This is a genomic window from Desulfitobacterium dehalogenans ATCC 51507 (assembly GCF_000243155.2).
Lineage (GTDB): Bacteria > Bacillota > Desulfitobacteriia > Desulfitobacteriales > Desulfitobacteriaceae > Desulfitobacterium > Desulfitobacterium dehalogenans.
The window spans coordinates 598,612-615,065 of sequence record NC_018017.1 but is presented as its reverse complement, the minus strand read 5'-3'; the positions used below and the strand labels follow the sequence as shown (position 1 = coordinate 615,065).

20 protein-coding genes are annotated in these 16,454 nt (G+C 41.9%); 6 read left to right on the top strand and 14 right to left on the bottom strand.

Features of this window, described 5'->3' with window-relative positions:
• The 3 genes from DESDE_RS02915 to DESDE_RS02905 form a co-directional block, all read right to left on the bottom strand.
• Entirely contained in the window at positions 1 to 363 is a 363-nt protein-coding gene (locus DESDE_RS02915) for a BlaI/MecI/CopY family transcriptional regulator (RefSeq protein WP_014792542.1), read from the bottom strand.
• Between the two features lie 184 nt (positions 364 to 547).
• Entirely contained in the window at positions 548 to 979 is a 432-nt protein-coding gene (locus DESDE_RS02910; RefSeq protein WP_014792541.1) for an FMN-binding protein, read from the bottom strand.
• A gap of 33 nt (positions 980 to 1,012) precedes the next feature.
• Positions 1,013 to 2,542 (bottom strand): FAD-dependent oxidoreductase, encoded by a 1,530-nt coding sequence (locus DESDE_RS02905; protein ID WP_014792540.1) that lies wholly within the window; start codon positions 2,540 to 2,542, stop codon positions 1,013 to 1,015.
• A 249-nt stretch (positions 2,543 to 2,791) separates the two neighbouring features.
• On the opposite strand from DESDE_RS02905, the gene DESDE_RS02900 reads away from it, so the two are divergent.
• Together DESDE_RS02900 and DESDE_RS02895 are read left to right on the top strand one after the other, a co-directional pair.
• Complete coding sequence (locus tag DESDE_RS02900) at positions 2,792 to 3,397, top strand: TetR/AcrR family transcriptional regulator (protein ID WP_242831316.1); 606 nt, start codon at positions 2,792 to 2,794, stop codon at positions 3,395 to 3,397.
• Positions 3,398 to 3,570: 173 nt separating this feature from the next.
• Positions 3,571 to 4,194 (top strand): TetR/AcrR family transcriptional regulator, encoded by a 624-nt coding sequence (locus DESDE_RS02895; protein WP_014792538.1) that lies wholly within the window; start codon positions 3,571 to 3,573, stop codon positions 4,192 to 4,194.
• Positions 4,195 to 4,859: 665 nt separating this feature from the next.
• On the opposite strand, the gene rpsI is transcribed toward DESDE_RS02895, so the two are convergent.
• From rpsI to DESDE_RS02875, 3 genes are all read right to left on the bottom strand, one after another.
• Complete coding sequence (gene rpsI, locus DESDE_RS02885) at positions 4,860 to 5,255, bottom strand: 30S ribosomal protein S9 (RefSeq protein ID WP_014792536.1); 396 nt, start codon at positions 5,253 to 5,255, stop codon at positions 4,860 to 4,862.
• 21 nt (positions 5,256 to 5,276) lie between these two features.
• The gene (gene rplM, locus DESDE_RS02880) at positions 5,277 to 5,708 is read right to left on the bottom strand and encodes a 50S ribosomal protein L13 (protein ID WP_014792535.1); all 432 of its coding nucleotides are present in this window, start codon (positions 5,706 to 5,708) and stop codon (positions 5,277 to 5,279) included.
• A gap of 215 nt (positions 5,709 to 5,923) precedes the next feature.
• Positions 5,924 to 6,130, bottom strand: coding sequence for a hypothetical protein (locus DESDE_RS02875; protein WP_014792534.1), 207 nt, complete (start codon positions 6,128 to 6,130; stop codon positions 5,924 to 5,926).
• A 410-nt stretch (positions 6,131 to 6,540) separates the two neighbouring features.
• Here DESDE_RS02875 and DESDE_RS02870 point away from each other — a divergent pair, with 410 nt between their 5' ends.
• Positions 6,541 to 7,686 (top strand): Ig-like domain-containing protein, encoded by a 1,146-nt coding sequence (locus tag DESDE_RS02870; RefSeq protein WP_242831315.1) that lies wholly within the window; start codon positions 6,541 to 6,543, stop codon positions 7,684 to 7,686.
• A gap of 110 nt (positions 7,687 to 7,796) precedes the next feature.
• Here the strand turns inward: DESDE_RS02870 and DESDE_RS02865 are convergent, their stop codons facing one another.
• From DESDE_RS02865 to DESDE_RS02845, 5 genes are all read right to left on the bottom strand, one after another.
• Entirely contained in the window at positions 7,797 to 8,894 is a 1,098-nt protein-coding gene (locus tag DESDE_RS02865) for a sulfite oxidase (protein ID WP_014792532.1), read from the bottom strand.
• Between the two features lie 103 nt (positions 8,895 to 8,997).
• Positions 8,998 to 9,699 carry a helix-turn-helix domain-containing protein gene (locus DESDE_RS02860; protein ID WP_014792531.1) on the bottom strand — a complete coding sequence of 234 codons (702 nt, stop codon included), beginning with the start codon at positions 9,697 to 9,699 and terminating at the stop codon, positions 8,998 to 9,000.
• 187 nt (positions 9,700 to 9,886) lie between these two features.
• Positions 9,887 to 10,696, bottom strand: a complete 810-nt coding sequence (locus tag DESDE_RS02855; protein WP_014792530.1) for a hypothetical protein — start codon at positions 10,694 to 10,696, stop codon at positions 9,887 to 9,889.
• A 36-nt stretch (positions 10,697 to 10,732) separates the two neighbouring features.
• Entirely contained in the window at positions 10,733 to 11,122 is a 390-nt protein-coding gene (locus DESDE_RS02850; protein ID WP_014792529.1) for a hypothetical protein, read from the bottom strand.
• Positions 11,123 to 11,137: 15 nt separating this feature from the next.
• The gene (locus DESDE_RS02845; RefSeq protein WP_014792528.1) at positions 11,138 to 12,436 is read right to left on the bottom strand and encodes an SPFH domain-containing protein; all 1,299 of its coding nucleotides are present in this window, start codon (positions 12,434 to 12,436) and stop codon (positions 11,138 to 11,140) included.
• A 277-nt stretch (positions 12,437 to 12,713) separates the two neighbouring features.
• Between DESDE_RS02845 and DESDE_RS21775 the strand changes: the two genes are divergently transcribed.
• Positions 12,714 to 12,854 carry a hypothetical protein gene (locus DESDE_RS21775; RefSeq protein ID WP_158309854.1) on the top strand — a complete coding sequence of 47 codons (141 nt, stop codon included), beginning with the start codon at positions 12,714 to 12,716 and terminating at the stop codon, positions 12,852 to 12,854.
• A gap of 220 nt (positions 12,855 to 13,074) precedes the next feature.
• Here DESDE_RS21775 and DESDE_RS02840 read toward each other — a convergent pair whose 3' ends face one another.
• Positions 13,075 to 13,356, bottom strand: a complete 282-nt coding sequence (locus DESDE_RS02840; RefSeq protein WP_014792527.1) for an FmdB family zinc ribbon protein — start codon at positions 13,354 to 13,356, stop codon at positions 13,075 to 13,077.
• A 483-nt stretch (positions 13,357 to 13,839) separates the two neighbouring features.
• On the opposite strand from DESDE_RS02840, the gene DESDE_RS02835 reads away from it, so the two are divergent.
• Together DESDE_RS02835 and DESDE_RS20935 are read left to right on the top strand one after the other, a co-directional pair.
• Positions 13,840 to 14,265 (top strand): hypothetical protein, encoded by a 426-nt coding sequence (locus DESDE_RS02835; RefSeq protein WP_014792526.1) that lies wholly within the window; start codon positions 13,840 to 13,842, stop codon positions 14,263 to 14,265.
• 3 nt (positions 14,266 to 14,268) lie between these two features.
• Entirely contained in the window at positions 14,269 to 14,493 is a 225-nt protein-coding gene (locus DESDE_RS20935) for a hypothetical protein (protein WP_014792525.1), read from the top strand.
• Positions 14,494 to 15,216: 723 nt separating this feature from the next.
• Here the strand turns inward: DESDE_RS20935 and pylSn are convergent.
• Positions 15,217 to 15,546: a pyrrolysine--tRNA(Pyl) ligase small subunit gene (gene pylSn, locus DESDE_RS02830; RefSeq protein ID WP_014792524.1), complete on the bottom strand. Its 330-nt coding sequence runs from the start codon at positions 15,544 to 15,546 to the stop codon at positions 15,217 to 15,219.
• A gap of 31 nt (positions 15,547 to 15,577) precedes the next feature.
• Positions 15,578 to 16,426 carry a 3-methylornithyl-N6-L-lysine dehydrogenase PylD gene (pylD, locus tag DESDE_RS02825; RefSeq protein ID WP_014792523.1) on the bottom strand — a complete coding sequence of 283 codons (849 nt, stop codon included), beginning with the start codon at positions 16,424 to 16,426 and terminating at the stop codon, positions 15,578 to 15,580.
• Positions 16,427 to 16,454: the final 28 nt, after the last annotated feature.

Sequence of the window (16,454 nt, the reverse complement as noted above, 5' to 3'; positions counted from 1 at the left end):
TTACCCCTCCTTATGCTCGTCAATGAGCCGCTGCAGCTCACGGATTTCTTTCGCACTTAATTTGTTTCTGCGGGTGAACGCCGCAAAAAACCGGGGCAGAGAACCTCCAAAGGTTTCGCTCAAAAACTGCTCCCCCTGTGCCGCTGTGAAATCTTCCCTGCTCATCAGGGCTGTAACCCTGCCTTTTTGATTTTCAAATATCCCCCGGTCGCAAAGCCGCTTGAGCATGGTATAAGTGGTGGACTTCTTCCAGCTCAGTTCCCTCTCGCACAGCTTGACAAGCTCCCCGGAAGGAATAGGGGCATGGAGCCAAATCAAATCAGCAAATTTTTGCTCCATTTCCCCAAGCTTATACTGTTCCATAAGATAAGTCCTCCCTTGAATTTTGGTTGAATGCCATTAGACTAAGTGAAGTCTAACACGATTAGACCTTCAGGTCAATGCTTTTTCCCTATCAAAAAGGCAAATGCCCAGGGTTTTGTATTCCCTGGGCATCAAGTTCTAGACACTATTGTTAAAAATCTACTATTCTAATTGCAAGCACTCATTATTTAGCTTGTTCCAATGCCTTATTGACAGCTTCCTTGATCGCACCTGAGCTCAGGCTGGCTCCGGTGACCGAATCCACTTCCGTGGACTGGGCCTCTACAATCAGTGAAGGAAGCTTTTCGATGGCAATGCTACCGATTCCATCAGTCTCCTGGTGTTCAACCACATTAACCTCTGCAATCTTCCCATCTTTCACCACCACAGAGACCTTTAAACCCGGATGTATTCCTGCGTCACTGGTTCCTTCATAGGTGCCGTCTTTATAACTGACGGCTGCCGGGCCTTCGTTGGCAGCGGGTGATTCCTTCGATACGGCGGCTGAACCATTCTCAGCCGGTTTGTCTGCAGCCGCGGGGCTTGAACTGCATCCTGCAGCAATAACCAGGACAAGGGACAGGGATAATATCAAGACATATTTGTTCTTTCTCATTTCTAAACTCCTTACATGATGATAAATTATGGTCTAAATAGAAGTTAATTTCGCAGCATGACCGCCCGCTTTGCGTCCCCAGTGAACGGTACCCATAATTGCCGTCCCGGAGCCCGGATAGTAGGGTCCTATCCATCCTCCCGCATTCAGTCCGCCTGCATACAGGCGGGGAATGACTTCACCGTTGGGCCGGAGTACCTGACCATCCACATTAATCTTTACACCGCCCAGCGAACCCAGGTTGGCGGCAACATTTTTATAGGCATAGAAGGGCCCTGTGATGGGCTTCAGTCCTGTCTTTCTGTCAAACTGGTTATCCTTGTTTTTTTGCATATCGGAATTCCAGGTTGCCAATGCGGAAGCGAGATTTGCCGGGTCCACGGCAATCAATCCAGCCAGTTCTTCTATGCTATCTGCTTTAAACACCACACCGTCGGTCACATCTTTAGCAACACTTTCTTTGGTCCAGGGCGCCTTCTCTGCCGAGAGGCTGCTCTCTCCAAAGATCATGAAGGTTGGGCCGTCCAATTGCTTCTCTTGCTGGAAAATGGCCCGATAATGGTAGGCATAGGTTGCGTCTTCGCAAACGAACCGCCTTCCTTTTTGGTTGACGATAAAGGATGGAAATAAGGGTACCCGGTTATCTGTAGCAGCCCCCGTTTTGGCACAAAAATCGATGGTTCCGCCAAACCCGCATACTGCTGCGCCGATTTCCATAGCCATACGGATTCCATCACCTGTATTGGTAGGAGTGCACAGACATTGTTGAGTTGTCAGATCCCAATACTGCTGGGGGCTTAATGCTTTCGCCATTTCTTTATTCTGATCGATACTTGCCGCCGCTAAGATGACTCCTTTGTTCGCTTTTACTTTTATTTCAGCATCCTTCTGTCTGGCAGTAACACCAATCACTTCGCCCTTTTCATTGGTCAGAAGTCCGGTTACTTCAGTTTCATATTCGATCAGTGCGCCTTTTTCCTCGGCTGCCTTTAAAAGAGCCTTGGTAAGGATGGTACCGCTGCCGATTCCGCCCCCGTTCTCATAGACATGAATGCGGTCAGCAAAGAAAGAGTCCTCTACATAGGGAATATGAGAATGCCCGTAGACACTTGTCCATTTAAGGCCTACCGTATCTGTCAGCCATTGTATATGCTCCGGCGCTTGATAAGCCAGATCCTTCACAAGTTCTTCGTCAACCGCCCCTTCGCCGGCTTTAAGCCACAGCTTATAGTGCTTCTCCGGAGTGTCATCCTGATAGGAAGTATATTGCTTTTGGGCATCCGTACCCGCTGCCTGCATAACTCCACCGGAAAAGTTGGTGGTCCCCCCCGCTACTCCTCCTTTTTCCAGCGTTAAGACCTTGGCACCATCCAGGGCAGCCTGGAGAGCCGCCGCCAGTCCGGTACCTCCTCCGCCGACGATCACTACATCTGCCTCTTTATCCCATTTTACTTCATTGGAGGTCGATGCTGCCCCCTGAGTACAGCCGCCGAGAATACCTACCGTTGCTACGCCTACGGCACCGGCTGCGGCACGCTTAACAAAATCTCTTCTTGAAATCATAACTTTGGTCTCCTTGTACTTTATTTCCCTTTTCCCTTCTATTCTAATCCACCTTTCCTTGTGCGCATAGAAACAAGCCGGGCAGTTTGTCTCATATGAGACAAATTGCCGAGTATGTCTCACCTTTATCAGCGTCCTTGGGGACTACTTGCCTGGGAATAGCTTGATTATCGGTCTCAATCTTCCTATAATTGAATTAGCCAAGTTGGATTGAGCTGTCATAAGAGGATCAGGTCGCTCTGAGGAGGAATGATGATGGAACAAAATATATCGGAGGCGCTGCTCTTTAAGGGATTAAGCGAATTGCTTCACAAGAAAACCATTGATAAGCTTTCGGTTACCGACATCATTAAGGCATCGGGCGTAAGCCGGGCTACTTTTTACCGATACTATACCGATAAGTATGATTTGCTGAATTCAAACTATAAAAAGATTCTGGAGAATACCTTGTTTCGCTTTGATGAGGGCATTCCTTGGCGGGATACTCAGTATCAGCTGTATCAAGAGTTGAAAGACAACCTAAAGTTATTCCAAAATGCCATCCGGTCATCGGATGTGAACTCCCTGAAGAATTATATCTTTACTATAAGTATGGATTTTTTTCTTGGTGTTTTGAAGAAAAATAAGGTAGATATTCACGACTGGAAGGTCAGGAAAAAGATAGAGGCCTGTGTTTATGGAAACTTGGAGATTACGGTTATCTGGATTTTAGAAGGGGCTGAGGAGCCTATCAAGGATCTTATGGAAGTCATGAATGCTGTATTGCCCTCGGAATTCAGGAGATATTTTATACCGGATGAGCAGGAAAATGGGGATCGGTATTCGCTATGCTCTGACGATTGCTGCTTTGTATAACTTAAACCACATTCTTTTTCATAAGAATGTGGTTTTTTTATGACTGGCTGCCCCATGTTATTAATATAAAAGGTTTGAAACTATACACTAGTGTCGGTATAATCTATAATATAAACGACAGTAGTGTATAGTTTATTCTATGCATTTTGTCATTCATTATGGAGGTGGGCTTTATGTCACCAAAAGTTAGTGAAGACTATAAAAAAGAGAGAGAAAGAGAGTTGATAGAAGCAGCCAAGAAGGTGTTTATCGAGAAAGGATTTGTTCGCACATCTATGCAGGATATTATGGACAAAGCCGGAATATCCAGAGGTGCATTGTATAGTTATTTCAATAATATTAATCACGTTTTTATCGAAGTATTAAAATATGATGACCAAAAAGACATTTACTATTTTGTGACATCTGATGAAAGTCCACTATGGCCACAATTAAAAAACTGGGTTAAAGAACAGCAAATTTATATTGAGGCAATTGACCAAACATTGCTCTATGCAAAAGCGGAATTCTTTTTATCATCTAAAAACGCAAATAATAAAGATAATTCCCCTTACATTTCTGAACGCTACAATCGAACCATCGAAGCTATAGAAGAAGTTTTAAATGAAGGAATGCATAGAGGAGAATTTAGACCACAACAATCCACTCGTTCTATTGCGAGGTATCTCCTATCCTTTATAAACGGTTTAATGTTGGACACGTTTCAGTTAGGGCCTGAACAAACAAAAGTAAAGGATCAATTATCTGTCTTGCTTTTCTCTTTAGAAAAATTAATCAATCCTAAATCCGCAAACTAATGAGTGATCGTTATGCTGTTTGAATCATCAAGGGTGAAACTAAGAAAGATGACAAAGGAAGACACAGAACTTTATCATAAGTGGAGAAATGATGTGGAAGTTATGCATTCCACCAGCCCATCTTTAGATGTTTATCACAAAGTCTATTTAGAGATGGTGAATGGCATGACATCATTCATATGGGTCTTCTGCAAAATGAATACTTCGAGAAACAAGCAAAGAATGAATAATTAGGACTTTAAAAATAAAAATCCCCCAACCATGCATGGTTGAGGGATTTGCTATTTCTTTGTGATTAACGCCAACGAATCCATAGAGAGACGCTTGGAAGGCATCACTTTATTGCTGCAGGCGATTACATCTTATCTGACCCTAATTTTCTCGCCAGGATAAATAGTAGCTGGTCTACTGCGAACATGAGGGTTTAATTTAAGCAAATGATGAACAGAAGTCCCATGACGTTTAGCTATTTTATAAAGTGATTCCCCTTTTCTCACTGAATGGCCCATATTGTTTTATCCTCCCTTTATCACCAAGATACTCCACTATATGGCCGGACAATATTTCTTTGTGCAAGTACTATCTTAAATTAAAAATCCGAAGCACTAGAATAATCAAAAACCCCCAAACCACGCGGGTTTGAGGGTTCCAAGATTTTCGAGATATTAACGTTTGGAGAATTGTGGAGCTTTACGGGCTTTCTTCAAGCCGTATTTACGACGCTCTTTCATACGTGGGTCACGGGTGAGGAACCCTGCACGCTTGAGAGCTGGACGCAAGCTGGGATCTGCTTTCAGAAGAGCGCGGGCAATTCCGAGACGGAGAGCTCCGGCTTGTCCTGTAGTACCGCCGCCATGGGCGAGAGCAACTACATCATATTTGCCAACTGTGTCGGTTACCCCGAACGGTTGTTGAACGATCATTTCCAGAGTTTTCTTGCCGAAGTACTCAGCAAGCTCTCTTTTATTTACTGTAACTTTTCCTTCTCCAGGAATTAAACGTACACGAGCTACCGCGTTTTTGCGGCGTCCGGTACCTTGATATTGTAATTGTGCAGCCATGTTTTACTTCCTCCTTCCCGTTTATTGAATGGTCCAAATTTCGGGTTGTTGCGCTTGATGCGGATGATTTTCGTCACGATATACTTTCAGCTTCGTATACATCTGAGCACCCAGCTTGTTATGAGGAAGCATTCCTTTGACGGCATGCTCAACAGCTCTTTCAGGCATGTTTTGCATCAGCTTTCTGTAAGGGGTTTCTTTCAAACCACCAGGATAGCCGGAGTGACGGCGATACATTTTTTGATCTAATTTATTACCGGTTAAAACAACTTTTTCTGCATTAATGATGATCACATGATCTCCTGTGTCAACATTAGGAGTAAAAGTTGGTTTATGTTTACCTCTAAGGATGCGAGCAGCTTCAGTAGCTAAACGACCCAAAGGAAGGCCTGCAGCGTCAATGACATACCATTTACGCTCCACCGCATTCGCTTTCGCAAAGAACGTGGACATAAGTTTCCCTCCATCAATTATCCGTATTTCAGTCCGATCTGCTTCGTGGGGCTCAGGCACTCGGCAGTTATGCAGCATTATGGGGCTCAGGCATAAACAACAGCATAAAGACTCATAATGGTATTTTATAAAACGTGTAAGTAAATGTCAAGAAGATCAAATGAAATAATGTAAGTCATTCGAAAAGCGAGACTGAAAACATGATGGATATCATTCTATATCGCCAAATCCGATACACAATGATATCCATCATAAAAGTTCTCCTGCTTCGCTTTTTTCCTATTATACTTGGTTTTGTCCCGATGAACTCCTACACCCTGTCTTACAACTTCCATTGAAGAATTCATTTTGTCGGGAGATCGCTTGATCAGGTCTAATGGATTAATAACGCCGATGGTTTGTTTTTTCTTTTTGGCTCCCATAGTACACTCTCCTTAAATGATTATAGTACTTATATAGTTATAGTATAGCATTTTCTGAGGATTTTTCATATATTAACAGGATAAATCTGTAAACGGTCAAGAATCGATTCATATTGCTCTTTCCAAAAGTACTGGGATTAGGACTGCTTTTTGCTTTAACAAAAAAAATATGGAAATCCCCCCACAAAATACCGCCGCATTTCCGTATTAAATAGTAAATACGATTAAGGGAGGAATACCTAGTGAAACGAAAGTTTAAAGCTCTATTCTCAACGGTCTGTATAGTGAGTTTATTCCTATCTTCCTCATTGCCTGTGCTGGCAGCACCCCCATCTTGGGCTCAGTCCCATGTAAAATCTACCCAAAGCATTTCAAAGGATAGCAAAACACATAAAGTATCTGCAATAATTTTGAAAAAGAGAATGTTCCTTAATGTCGGAGATAGTGCTACCCTGGCCGTGAAAATCGCTCCTTATAAAGCGAATCAAAAGGTCACTTGGAAATCCAGCAACACAGCCGTCGCAACAGTTGACGCAAACGGAAAAGTCGTCGGTGTCAAGGCAGGAACAGCATATGTCACTGCAACAGCGGAGGATGGAAGCAAATCAGCAACTTGTAGGGTGACTGTAGCTAATTCCCAAGGAACCGAGAAGATTAGTGTAACGGGTGTCACCTTGAATCAATCCACAATGAATCTGTCCGCAGGAGGATCCATAGGGACTTTAACAGCCAATGTATCCCCTAGCGACGCGACGAACAAGAATGTAACCTGGACATCCAGCAACTTAAACGTGGCAACGGTTAATAGTCAGGGCGTGGTGACTCCCTTGACCCCAGGTGTGGCAACCATTACGGTCACAACAGTGGATGGCTTAAAGACAGCTCGTTGTACCGTAAATGTAGTAGCACAACCCATCATCAGTAATGTAAAAATTTCCTCAAATAACGCAGATACGACAAAAGCTATGAATGGCGATACCATTTCTCTAACCTTTACATCCAATGTGCCTGTGACCAAATTAAGTAATTTCAAGATTAATGGGAGTAATCCGGATCACTTCACACATGTTGGAAATGTCTATACCGCAACCCATTTAGTCGATTCTGGAGATCTGATTACAGGTGCCCCGGCAACCTTCCAAATCAATGTAAAGAACGCCGCAGGGATCTACTCTCAAACTATTGAAGCAACATCTGACGGAAGTACAGTCACGATCATTCCTAAATATGCCAGAATCTCTAAAGTAGCGATTTCTTCAGATAATACGGACCCCACAAAAGCTACCATCGGCGATGTCATTACTCTGAAATTTACTACGGATGAAGCCGTGACCAAACTCAGTAACTTCAAGATTAACGGCAGCAATCCTGATAGTTTTGTGGAAGTCAATAATAACGACGGAACGTACACTTATATTGCCAAACATTTAGTTGATTCTGGAGATCAAATAACCGGAGACCCCGCAACCTTTCAAATCAATATCAAAAACGCTGCCGGGATTTACTCACCAACGGTTGAAAAAACATCAGATCGCAGCAGTGTGACGATTCGGTAGTTTCAGCAATGCTGGAAACAAGGCCTCGGAGAGACCAAAAATCTCTTCGGGGTCTTGTTTTCTTTTGCAAATTTAGTTTTCCCCTTGGTATAACTCATAGTCCTTTACTCTTAATGAACCATTGGGGTACCGGGAACGAAAGCCGGCACCTGATGCATCATATTATTGCCGTATCCTTTAACATTCCACGCAGAAACCCGCGGCTGCTGATTACCCAGGGAATCTTCTGCTTTGACCATAAGGGAATAGTGCCCCGGTGAGGAAATCGTCCAGGTATATTCCCAGAAGGTCCAGGTGAATTGCTGGTGCTCCGGACTTGCCAGGATAGCATCCGTCCAGTTCATTCCATCATCGGTACTCACGCTGACCTTGGTGATCATACCCTTACCCGTCCAGGCCAGGCCGCGCAGGACATAAGTGCCGGGCTTCAGCACTTCCCCTCTCGACGGCCAGGTTATAACCGAATTCACCTTCATCTCGGTAACCGGAACTGCCTGCTGATAGTCATCCTCCCGCTGCAGATACAGATAGTCCACCGCTTGAAAGGGTCCTTCAAAAGGGGTGGCGGAAGCCGTAATCCCGGTCAGCCATTTTACATTTGCCATGCCATACCACCCGGGGACAATCAGCCGTACAGGGGCACCATGTTTAAAGGGCAGCGGTTCATCATTCATTTCATAGGCCAGCAGGCATTCAGCAAGCAGTTCCTTTTGAAAAGGGAGGCTCCGCTGATAGTTGAACTCCCCCGGCATGTCTGGACGCTGACCGGAATCACTGCCGGTAAAGATAATCTCCTGTACCCCGGCATCGATCTGAGTCAGATCCAAGAGATAGCTTAAGGGCACACCAGTCCATTTCGCATTACCGACCGCACCAATACCATATTGTTCACCGGCAGCAGGCGGTGTGAGGAAAGAACGCTTATTGCCTGCGCATTCAAAGGTCACATTCTTAGTGACCCGCGGCATCTTCAATAATTCATCATAATGAAAAGCAACCGGACGCTGGCATTGCCCGCCAATGCTCAGGGACCAGGTTGCCATGTCGATCTGCGGATAGGGAAAATGATTGCGGATATAAAAAAGCTCATTGGGAACCAGCCAGGTTGTCACCAGCCCCAAAGGACACTCCAGATTTTCCGGCTCCGTTTTGGCCGGGATTAAGCCCGCTTTGCCTTCATTAGGCGCAGTAACCGATAGGTTCGGCATGCAAAGTTCCTCCCCAGAATTTTCCCATAGTATTCCGGGTTTCCGCAAAGATTATGTAAAACCTGTGCTTCCTACCTGCTTCAAGTATCAATTCGGTTTGATTTCAACTTAATTTAGAGCCACAATATTCGCATTCTGCTATCGTTCCTTCGACCACCGAATTACTGGCACCGCAGCCTTTACATGTAATAACCTTTATTTCTACTTTGACGATCGGTTTGGTATGGGTATATTCTTTCCGAGAATCCATATAGGGGAAAACCATACCGCCTGCTAATATATCAAAAAAGCCTCCGGGAAAGTAATTTTTAGCGCTCATTTTCATCAAATCATATTTCACAGTTTCTTTGCTAATTCCAAGAGTATTGGCAATATCCTCGACTTTCCGCTTTCGTTCTATTAAAACCAACTTCAAATATTTCTTATATCTGATGGATCGGGCTTTCGAATTTCTTGCCCACACGATAAAAGCTACTCCAAGAATCAGAAAAGGTATATAATCTCCATAAGCTCCCCCCTCAAACTGATCTAATTCAATATCCATTGCTATATCTATTGCCATATTTATTAGAAGAAATATTACTATAACCCACCCGATCACATTGATAAATTTATATATTTTGAGAGCAGCTTCTTTATCCACGGTAGTTCTTTGGTGAATAAGATAAATTCCTAATGGAAGACAAAAAATAAAAGTTAATATTAGTACTGGCCATGTCAAGTAAAATTCCAATTTTTCTTGTCTCTTTATCTTATTATAAAGTTCTATATCGCTGAATTGATGCTTTTCATTTTGCAAAATCATGCTTCCACCTCTTTGCTGTGTGCTGAGGGCCGCATCGTCAAGCAGGGTACACCGGAGCAGATCTTTAACCATCCTCAGGAAGAAAGAACCCAATCATTTTTAAGTAAAATTCTTTAAGGAGTGTCGCATATTACTAAGAGTAGTAGGCGACACTCCCCTTTTCTTATTCTTTCGTGCCTATTCAACCTCAACCCTTCTTGAAGCTCTTGGATACAGATAGATTAGATCCTGCCTTATAATCGATTTTAATATCATAACTGAATTCTCCTTCCAGCATCAATTCTGGATTGAATTCTCCTTCCAGTATCAATTTCGGATCGATTTCAATTTTAGAGCCACAATATTCGCATTCTGCTATCGTTCCTTCAACCACCGAATTACTGGCACCACAGCCTTTACATGTAATAACCCTTGTTTTTGCTTCGACTATCGGGTCGGTATCTTCATTGTAAGAATCATCCATATGGGAAAAAACCATACCACCTTTTGATTCATCAAAATAGCCACCAGGAAAGTAATTCTTACGGATCATTGTCACCAAGTCAGCTTTCACCTTTTGGTGACTAAATCCCAAAATATTTGCAATATCATTGACTTGCCACTTTTGGTTAATTAAAACTAATGATAAATATTTCTTATATCTGAGGGATTGGGCTTTTAACCTTCTACCCCACACACTGAAAAACAACCCCAAAACCAGATAAAATGATAAAGAGCCACTATAATAATCTTCCCTTGAACTCATATCTATTACAAACATTGCAGCAATTATAAGAAAAAACCACCCGATAAAATTGACTACTTTATAAATTTTGAGAGCGGCTTCTTTATCCTCGGTAGTTCTTCGGTAAATAAGGTAAATTCCTAGTGGGAAAAAAAGAATAAACACTAATATTATGACTGGCCATGTGAGATAAAATTTTAACTCTCGATTCTTAGATAAAAAATTATAAATTTGTATATCACTGAATTGATATTTTCCCTTTTGAATACTCATTCTTCCACCCCTTTGCCGTGTGATATTTTATTATAGCTATTCTTCTTTTGAACCTAATGATACTCTATAGATCAAAATTGAAACTACTGCAACCATTCCTATGATGCCAATGTTTATCATATAAAAAATGTTAGTATAATCTTTGAAAATATTTCTAAAAAGTCCTATTAAGAGCGTAAATAGCCAATACATAGAGAAAACTGAAATTATTCCTGTACGCAATATTATCTGACGTGAAGATGATGGTTGGATAGCTAACAGTGTAATCCCGCCAAATAAAGCAATTTCTGCAATTAAAACAAAAGCCAAGGAAACCCAGTCCAAAGAACTTTTATTATCCACTCCCAAAAAGAAGATTATGAATGTGACTGCCAAAACGATTAATCCTATTAACAAACTGTAAAAGAAATTAATGTTTTTATTCATAACTCAGTTCCTTTCTCACACTTTGTTTCCGCACTCAGGGCAAAACTTGGTACTGCCTTGAATCTCACAATTACATTTCGGACATTTTTTAATAAGAGATTCACCACACTCAGGACAAAACTTTGCATTCTTTTCTATTGAAGTTCCACACTTGGGACATAGGCTAGGTGTTTCTCTACCACAGACATGACATTTATCTGCCCTATCCTTTAAATCAGCCCCACAATATTTACATGGTGTATAAATATCGCCGCATTCCGGACAAAATTTAACGTTCTTGGAATACTCTTTACCGCAACTGCTGCAGGTCACTTTATCTGATTCTATGGAAGGTTCAGCTAATTGTTGAGTATCATGCCCGCAATACCCACAAAATCTTTGATTGCTTGCCACTTCGTTATTGCATTTGGGGCATTTCTTCATATCCCTTATATTTATAGTGTTATTTGCCATACTGCCCACCTGCTGACCCAAAGTGCCTCCGACTCCAACTCCCATCCCCAAGCCAATTCCTGCTCCCATCAGTCCTGCCTGCCCAGAGCTGGGATTTGTCGCTGCACCTTCCAATGTATCAAATGAACGTTCTTGAACATAATTATATCCAACAATATCCATCTCAGCTCTTTTAGCAAGTGCATCTTTTAATTTTTTTACACCTGCATCCTCTTCTGAGACATTTATATCATTAACATAAAAATTGATAAGCTTAATACCATATTCCTCTAAAACAGGCCCTGTTCGTTCTTTTAAAAAATCAGAAAGCTCCTCAAGGTAGGCATTGATTTCCAATACACTGATTTGTTTCTTTACCAGATAACTTGAAATTGCATCTTTGGCTTTGGTCAAATATAAACCTCTAAAAAACTTAACAATATTCTCCTTATCCAGCCTTGGTAACGTACCAACCAACTTTACTAAAAACTTCCGAGAATCACAAATCTGAATGCCAAATTGTCCAAAAGCTCTTAAAGGAGCAAAAATTTTATATTTGGGGTCTTGTAGTTGAATAGGCGAAGGGGTTCCCCATTTAATATCAAGCAAATATAGTTTATTGATGAACCAGACTTCAGCAGTAAAGGGAGATCTTCCTCCAAACGGTAAATTGACAATATTATTTAAAATAGGAATATTAGCCGTTTCAAGTGTATGTCTGCCGCTGGTAAACAGGTCTAATGCTTTCCCCTCTTTAAATAAGATTGCTTCTTGCGACTCGTTGACGATTACTTGTGTCCATGTACCCAGTTCCTCGTTCGGATATTTCCAGGCCAATACATCCGGCTGTCCATTATATTTTACGACCTCAACAATTGCCATAATAAGTCACTCTCCAATATTTTTATCTGCCCATTAAATGGTGATTCAAAGGCTTTTTACTGTAAAAAGAAAATATCCCTTATATCTCTAAAACGTATGATACACAAATGCTTAAAAGAAGTATTGTCTTTCTTATACAAGCATTGCTCAATCTCCCTTCATGCTTCCGGGCTCAATCAAATAAGTTCCATGTTATATTTATTCATAGTAATCTTCTCATATCTTTCTTAAAAAATAAGGGGAAATTTGTCGTATATATAAACTTATAGACATATCAATGGTCGGCGCAATTAGTGAAGCATTCGGTATCAATGATAGCGATACCCATGAAATCAAGAATGTTAATTTTCCCAAAGGCGCCAAGCTTTCTTTACCGAGAGATTTAACGGTTAAAATGATACCTGAGGTTACAGGATAAATATCAACCAAAAAAACAGGGCTTCCCGAAGAGTGGATACTTCTGGGAAGCCTTTGCTTGCACTATCAGAAAGTATAAACTTGTGCACTATACTTTCTAAGCATAAGGGCAACCAACGACTTCACCTTTTGTGATGCGTAAAAATGTAAAGCTCGACGAAGCCGGGTTTTCTTTATAGGCAGGGAATTGTCGTGTGGTTCAGGTGGCATAAGTCCAGGTTCTAGTTGCAGCCGCCAAAAGAGAACCCACTCACTTTTTTCTTGAATCCCGGGCCATCCTCCGGGAAAGAGATATAGAGATTCCTTACCTTGGCACTTTGGCAAGCGGGGCAAACAGCCTTTTCTATGTCCTCTTCCGAGGCTTCAAGCTTAAATTCATGGTGGCAGCTATCACAGAGCATGGTATATTCCGGGAAGCGATTGGAAGGCACTTCATCCGTCTCTGCCATTTCTCTCAGAACATTGACCTCGTTGCAGCCATTGCATCCATTACATTCTTTCATCTTCTTCCTCCCGTCATCCTTATTTTTTTGCATAAAACGGTCTCCACTCAGAGTTCAGTGGTTTCTGCAGCTATGCGAAGATAACGCGCAGACCTTTACCCTAATCCTATTTGCAAATAGCGTGCCAAAGCCTTAAGGAGAGCTCATTGCCCATAACTGCTGGCTTGAGCACTCAATGCGCCGACAATGTAACGGGTCAAATTGGGATTTCTGTCGCAAAATAATCTAAATACAAAAACACCGCCAGATTAACCCCATCCGGGGACATGGTGCTTATAAAGCATGTCCAAGAATACGACAACGTTGTCGCGTTCCTGGACATGCCCGTTTTCTGTATCTTTTTGATTCAGGCTGTAACCACTGGACAAGTCAAGCCCTAGAGTATAGAAGCGAGGTCTCCCTCCCTCGGTTTATACTATCTGTACATTCTGGTCATACTGTGCATAAGGTACTGCATATGATAGTATTGGAGGTGAGGGAGGAATGACTATGTTAACTGAATTACAGTTTACTGAGGCTAGGAGTCAATTTTCAACTCTGTACGATTCTGTCTTCAACTCTTTTAACCCTGCAATTGTTAACAGAAAACAAACCGAACAAGTCGCAATGCTTCGGGTTGATTTACTCAAGATGATACTAGAAAACTACACATTGATTCCGGAAATTATTCAAGAAGAGGATGGATCAATAACACTTGCTCTTGATCTTCTTGAGATTTATGTTAATAACTCGACCTTAGAGTCAGCCGCTAAGAACTTAGTCGAAGACATTAAACTCTATGCTCAAGATTATTCAAACCGTTCCCAACTATTTCTTCATGCCCCAAACCGAACACACCATTTCCCATATGTATTGAGAATTATGCTATGTGAAAACGACGAAGAAATCCGTACTTTGATAGGTCTGTAAGCTATGACACCAAAGTTTGGAGATTTGAAACGTTATTGCGATAAGAACGGTTGGGTTTTGGCTCGAAACACGGGTCATTGGTATTACGAAAAAGTCTTAAATGACGGAACCCTTCTTCGAACAAAAATAAGCCATGCCGTCAGTAAAGAGATTCCCAAGAATCTATGGGATAGAATTCTGCGCAAACAACTACATATAAGTGAGAAAGACTTTTGGAAAGGACTTTAATTGGTCTTGAAGAAAGTCTTTTTTGCGCTTCGGTTGCCTTCCGGTAATCATTACTATCTTTAACCGTGTTCGCACTGCACTTGATCTTGCGCTTTATTCTACCTCCCACTCGGGATATTGTTCCAAGAGTTCTCCCTTACCGGCAATCACTTTGGCCGCCGCCACTTCTTCTGCGCTCTTCTCAAAAGTGACGGTAAATCTCCACTCCTCTCCGAAATCAAACAGATAAGGTATTTTTGCTTCGGCATCAGGTTAAGCCCGAGTAATTTTACTTTATCGATAAAGGGCCCCCGATCATTGCCGGGGGACCAATTTAACAAGCAACAGTGGCATCGAAATTGCCCACTAGATTAAAATGATTGAATGAAAAGCAACAGTCTGACACCCATAAACGGTATTTAAGGGACACCGCGGGATGTAAGAAGTGTGCGCAAATTGAGAACAAGAAACTCCCAAGCCGTATCATGCCTTGGGAGTTTCTTGTTTTTAAGGAGAGGCCTGCGGCATTTCATCCAAGGTTTCCCCTTAATAAAGATCGACCACTTTTCTCGCTTTATACCTTTGGCCTATACCCAGTTTGTCGGACACAGGTGAGTTTTTCACTCTTCAATTATCCCATTTTTTGTGACAAGAAAGCACGTTATTACTTGCAGCCAAGGGAGAAAAGTAATTGAAAGTTCGTAGATATCCCGTTAGAACCATTTTTACCAGCAATTAAAGATTTTAGAGTCGAGCTCCATAATGTTGACTCATCACAGTAGAAGAGTATTTTTTAATCTTCCATTCAGGTATCTTGCAAGCGGGACACAAAGAAAATAACCACTTATTTCTTATCCAACGAGCAGCTCGGCTGTGCCGTGAATTAGAAATAACATAATGACAATTGCAATGGGTAATAATCTCGGCAAAATCTCCCCTTCGGGTTATGGATTTTATCCCATGCAAAGTCCCCTTTCGTGAAGGCCAAAGTTTAATTTTATCAAGCAAATTAAAGAAATCGTTGTTTTTTCGGTAATATCTTATCTTGTCATTGGATTTTGCTAAGAGATTCATTACGATATTCTCCTTTCTTGATCATTTAGTCTTAGGAGTAAATCCCACTCACTTTTATCATATCAAAAAGCATCGTCGCAACGCCTAATTGAAGGGGATCATGAATTAACCGCGGCTTAATCCCTGGAATAGCTTCCGGATGAATACCTAATGGCACTCCTGGTGCAGCAATATAACTTTCTGGTGTTATATGCTCCTTGTTTATGAATTCGCCTTCAGAACATGCATCAATAATAAACTGATGACCTCTTAAGGCTATTATTAGATTTTCTTCAATGCTGATTCGGCTTCCACTCTTTTTATAAATCTCTTGAGCCAAAGTTTCACTTGCTTTCCGCTCTAAGTCAAATACATGAACCTTACCCTTAAAATTGAGAACAGAAAAGGCTGCCGCACGTCCTACCCTCCCCGCACCCATGATTAAAACGCTGCGATTCTCAAGGCTATTGACCATATAATCTAATGCAGCGGCATACCCTTTTCCAGTTGCCTCACTATTTTCCGAGAAATATCCGCTTTTTAAATGCATAGCGATAAAGCGATCATCATCCGCCATAAAAATCATTTCAGATTTCCGCTCTAATGCTTCAGCGACGCCCTGAACATCTGAGTGATTCATAACTTGGGCCTTCGCTCCTAAAAAAGTTAAAATTCCTGAAACGGTTTCTGCAAATCCACGAATAACCCCTAATCCACTTGTTATTGGTACAACTGCAATATTGCCCAAATTATCAATTTGTCCTTCGTTCACCTGGGAAATGCCGACAGCATGGGCTGCTATTTCAGAAAGGGTATGTCCGGTCTTAATGACTAATTCTCGGTTGTAATTTTCCATCCTGTTGCCAATGCAACGTATATCGCTCTCGCTTAGACGGGTCATACCTTTCCATCTCCTTCTAATCCGCATA

Coding starts and splice junctions, on each gene's coding strand:
- DESDE_RS02915 (WP_014792542.1), bottom strand. CDS start 363: ATGGAACAGTATAAGCTTGGGGAAATGGAGCAAAAATTTGCTGATTTG.
- DESDE_RS02910 (WP_014792541.1), bottom strand. CDS start 979: ATGAGAAAGAACAAATATGTCTTGATATTATCCCTGTCCCTTGTCCTG.
- DESDE_RS02905 (WP_014792540.1), bottom strand. CDS start 2,542: ATGATTTCAAGAAGAGATTTTGTTAAGCGTGCCGCAGCCGGTGCCGTA.
- DESDE_RS02900 (WP_242831316.1), top strand. CDS start 2,792: ATGATGATGGAACAAAATATATCGGAGGCGCTGCTCTTTAAGGGATTA.
- DESDE_RS02895 (WP_014792538.1), top strand. CDS start 3,571: ATGTCACCAAAAGTTAGTGAAGACTATAAAAAAGAGAGAGAAAGAGAG.
- rpsI (WP_014792536.1), bottom strand. CDS start 5,255: ATGGCTGCACAATTACAATATCAAGGTACCGGACGCCGCAAAAACGCG.
- rplM (WP_014792535.1), bottom strand. CDS start 5,708: ATGTCCACGTTCTTTGCGAAAGCGAATGCGGTGGAGCGTAAATGGTAT.
- DESDE_RS02875 (WP_014792534.1), bottom strand. CDS start 6,130: ATGGGAGCCAAAAAGAAAAAACAAACCATCGGCGTTATTAATCCATTA.
- DESDE_RS02865 (WP_014792532.1), bottom strand. CDS start 8,894: ATGCCGAACCTATCGGTTACTGCGCCTAATGAAGGCAAAGCGGGCTTA.
- DESDE_RS02860 (WP_014792531.1), bottom strand. CDS start 9,699: ATGATTTTGCAAAATGAAAAGCATCAATTCAGCGATATAGAACTTTAT.
- DESDE_RS02855 (WP_014792530.1), bottom strand. CDS start 10,696: ATGAGTATTCAAAAGGGAAAATATCAATTCAGTGATATACAAATTTAT.
- DESDE_RS02850 (WP_014792529.1), bottom strand. CDS start 11,122: ATGAATAAAAACATTAATTTCTTTTACAGTTTGTTAATAGGATTAATC.
- DESDE_RS02845 (WP_014792528.1), bottom strand. CDS start 12,436: ATGGCAATTGTTGAGGTCGTAAAATATAATGGACAGCCGGATGTATTG.
- DESDE_RS21775 (WP_158309854.1), top strand. CDS start 12,714: ATGGTCGGCGCAATTAGTGAAGCATTCGGTATCAATGATAGCGATACC.
- DESDE_RS02840 (WP_014792527.1), bottom strand. CDS start 13,356: ATGAAAGAATGTAATGGATGCAATGGCTGCAACGAGGTCAATGTTCTG.
- DESDE_RS02835 (WP_014792526.1), top strand. CDS start 13,840: ATGACTATGTTAACTGAATTACAGTTTACTGAGGCTAGGAGTCAATTT.
- DESDE_RS20935 (WP_014792525.1), top strand. CDS start 14,269: ATGACACCAAAGTTTGGAGATTTGAAACGTTATTGCGATAAGAACGGT.
- pylSn (WP_014792524.1), bottom strand. CDS start 15,546: ATGAATCTCTTAGCAAAATCCAATGACAAGATAAGATATTACCGAAAA.
- pylD (WP_014792523.1), bottom strand. CDS start 16,426: ATGACCCGTCTAAGCGAGAGCGATATACGTTGCATTGGCAACAGGATG.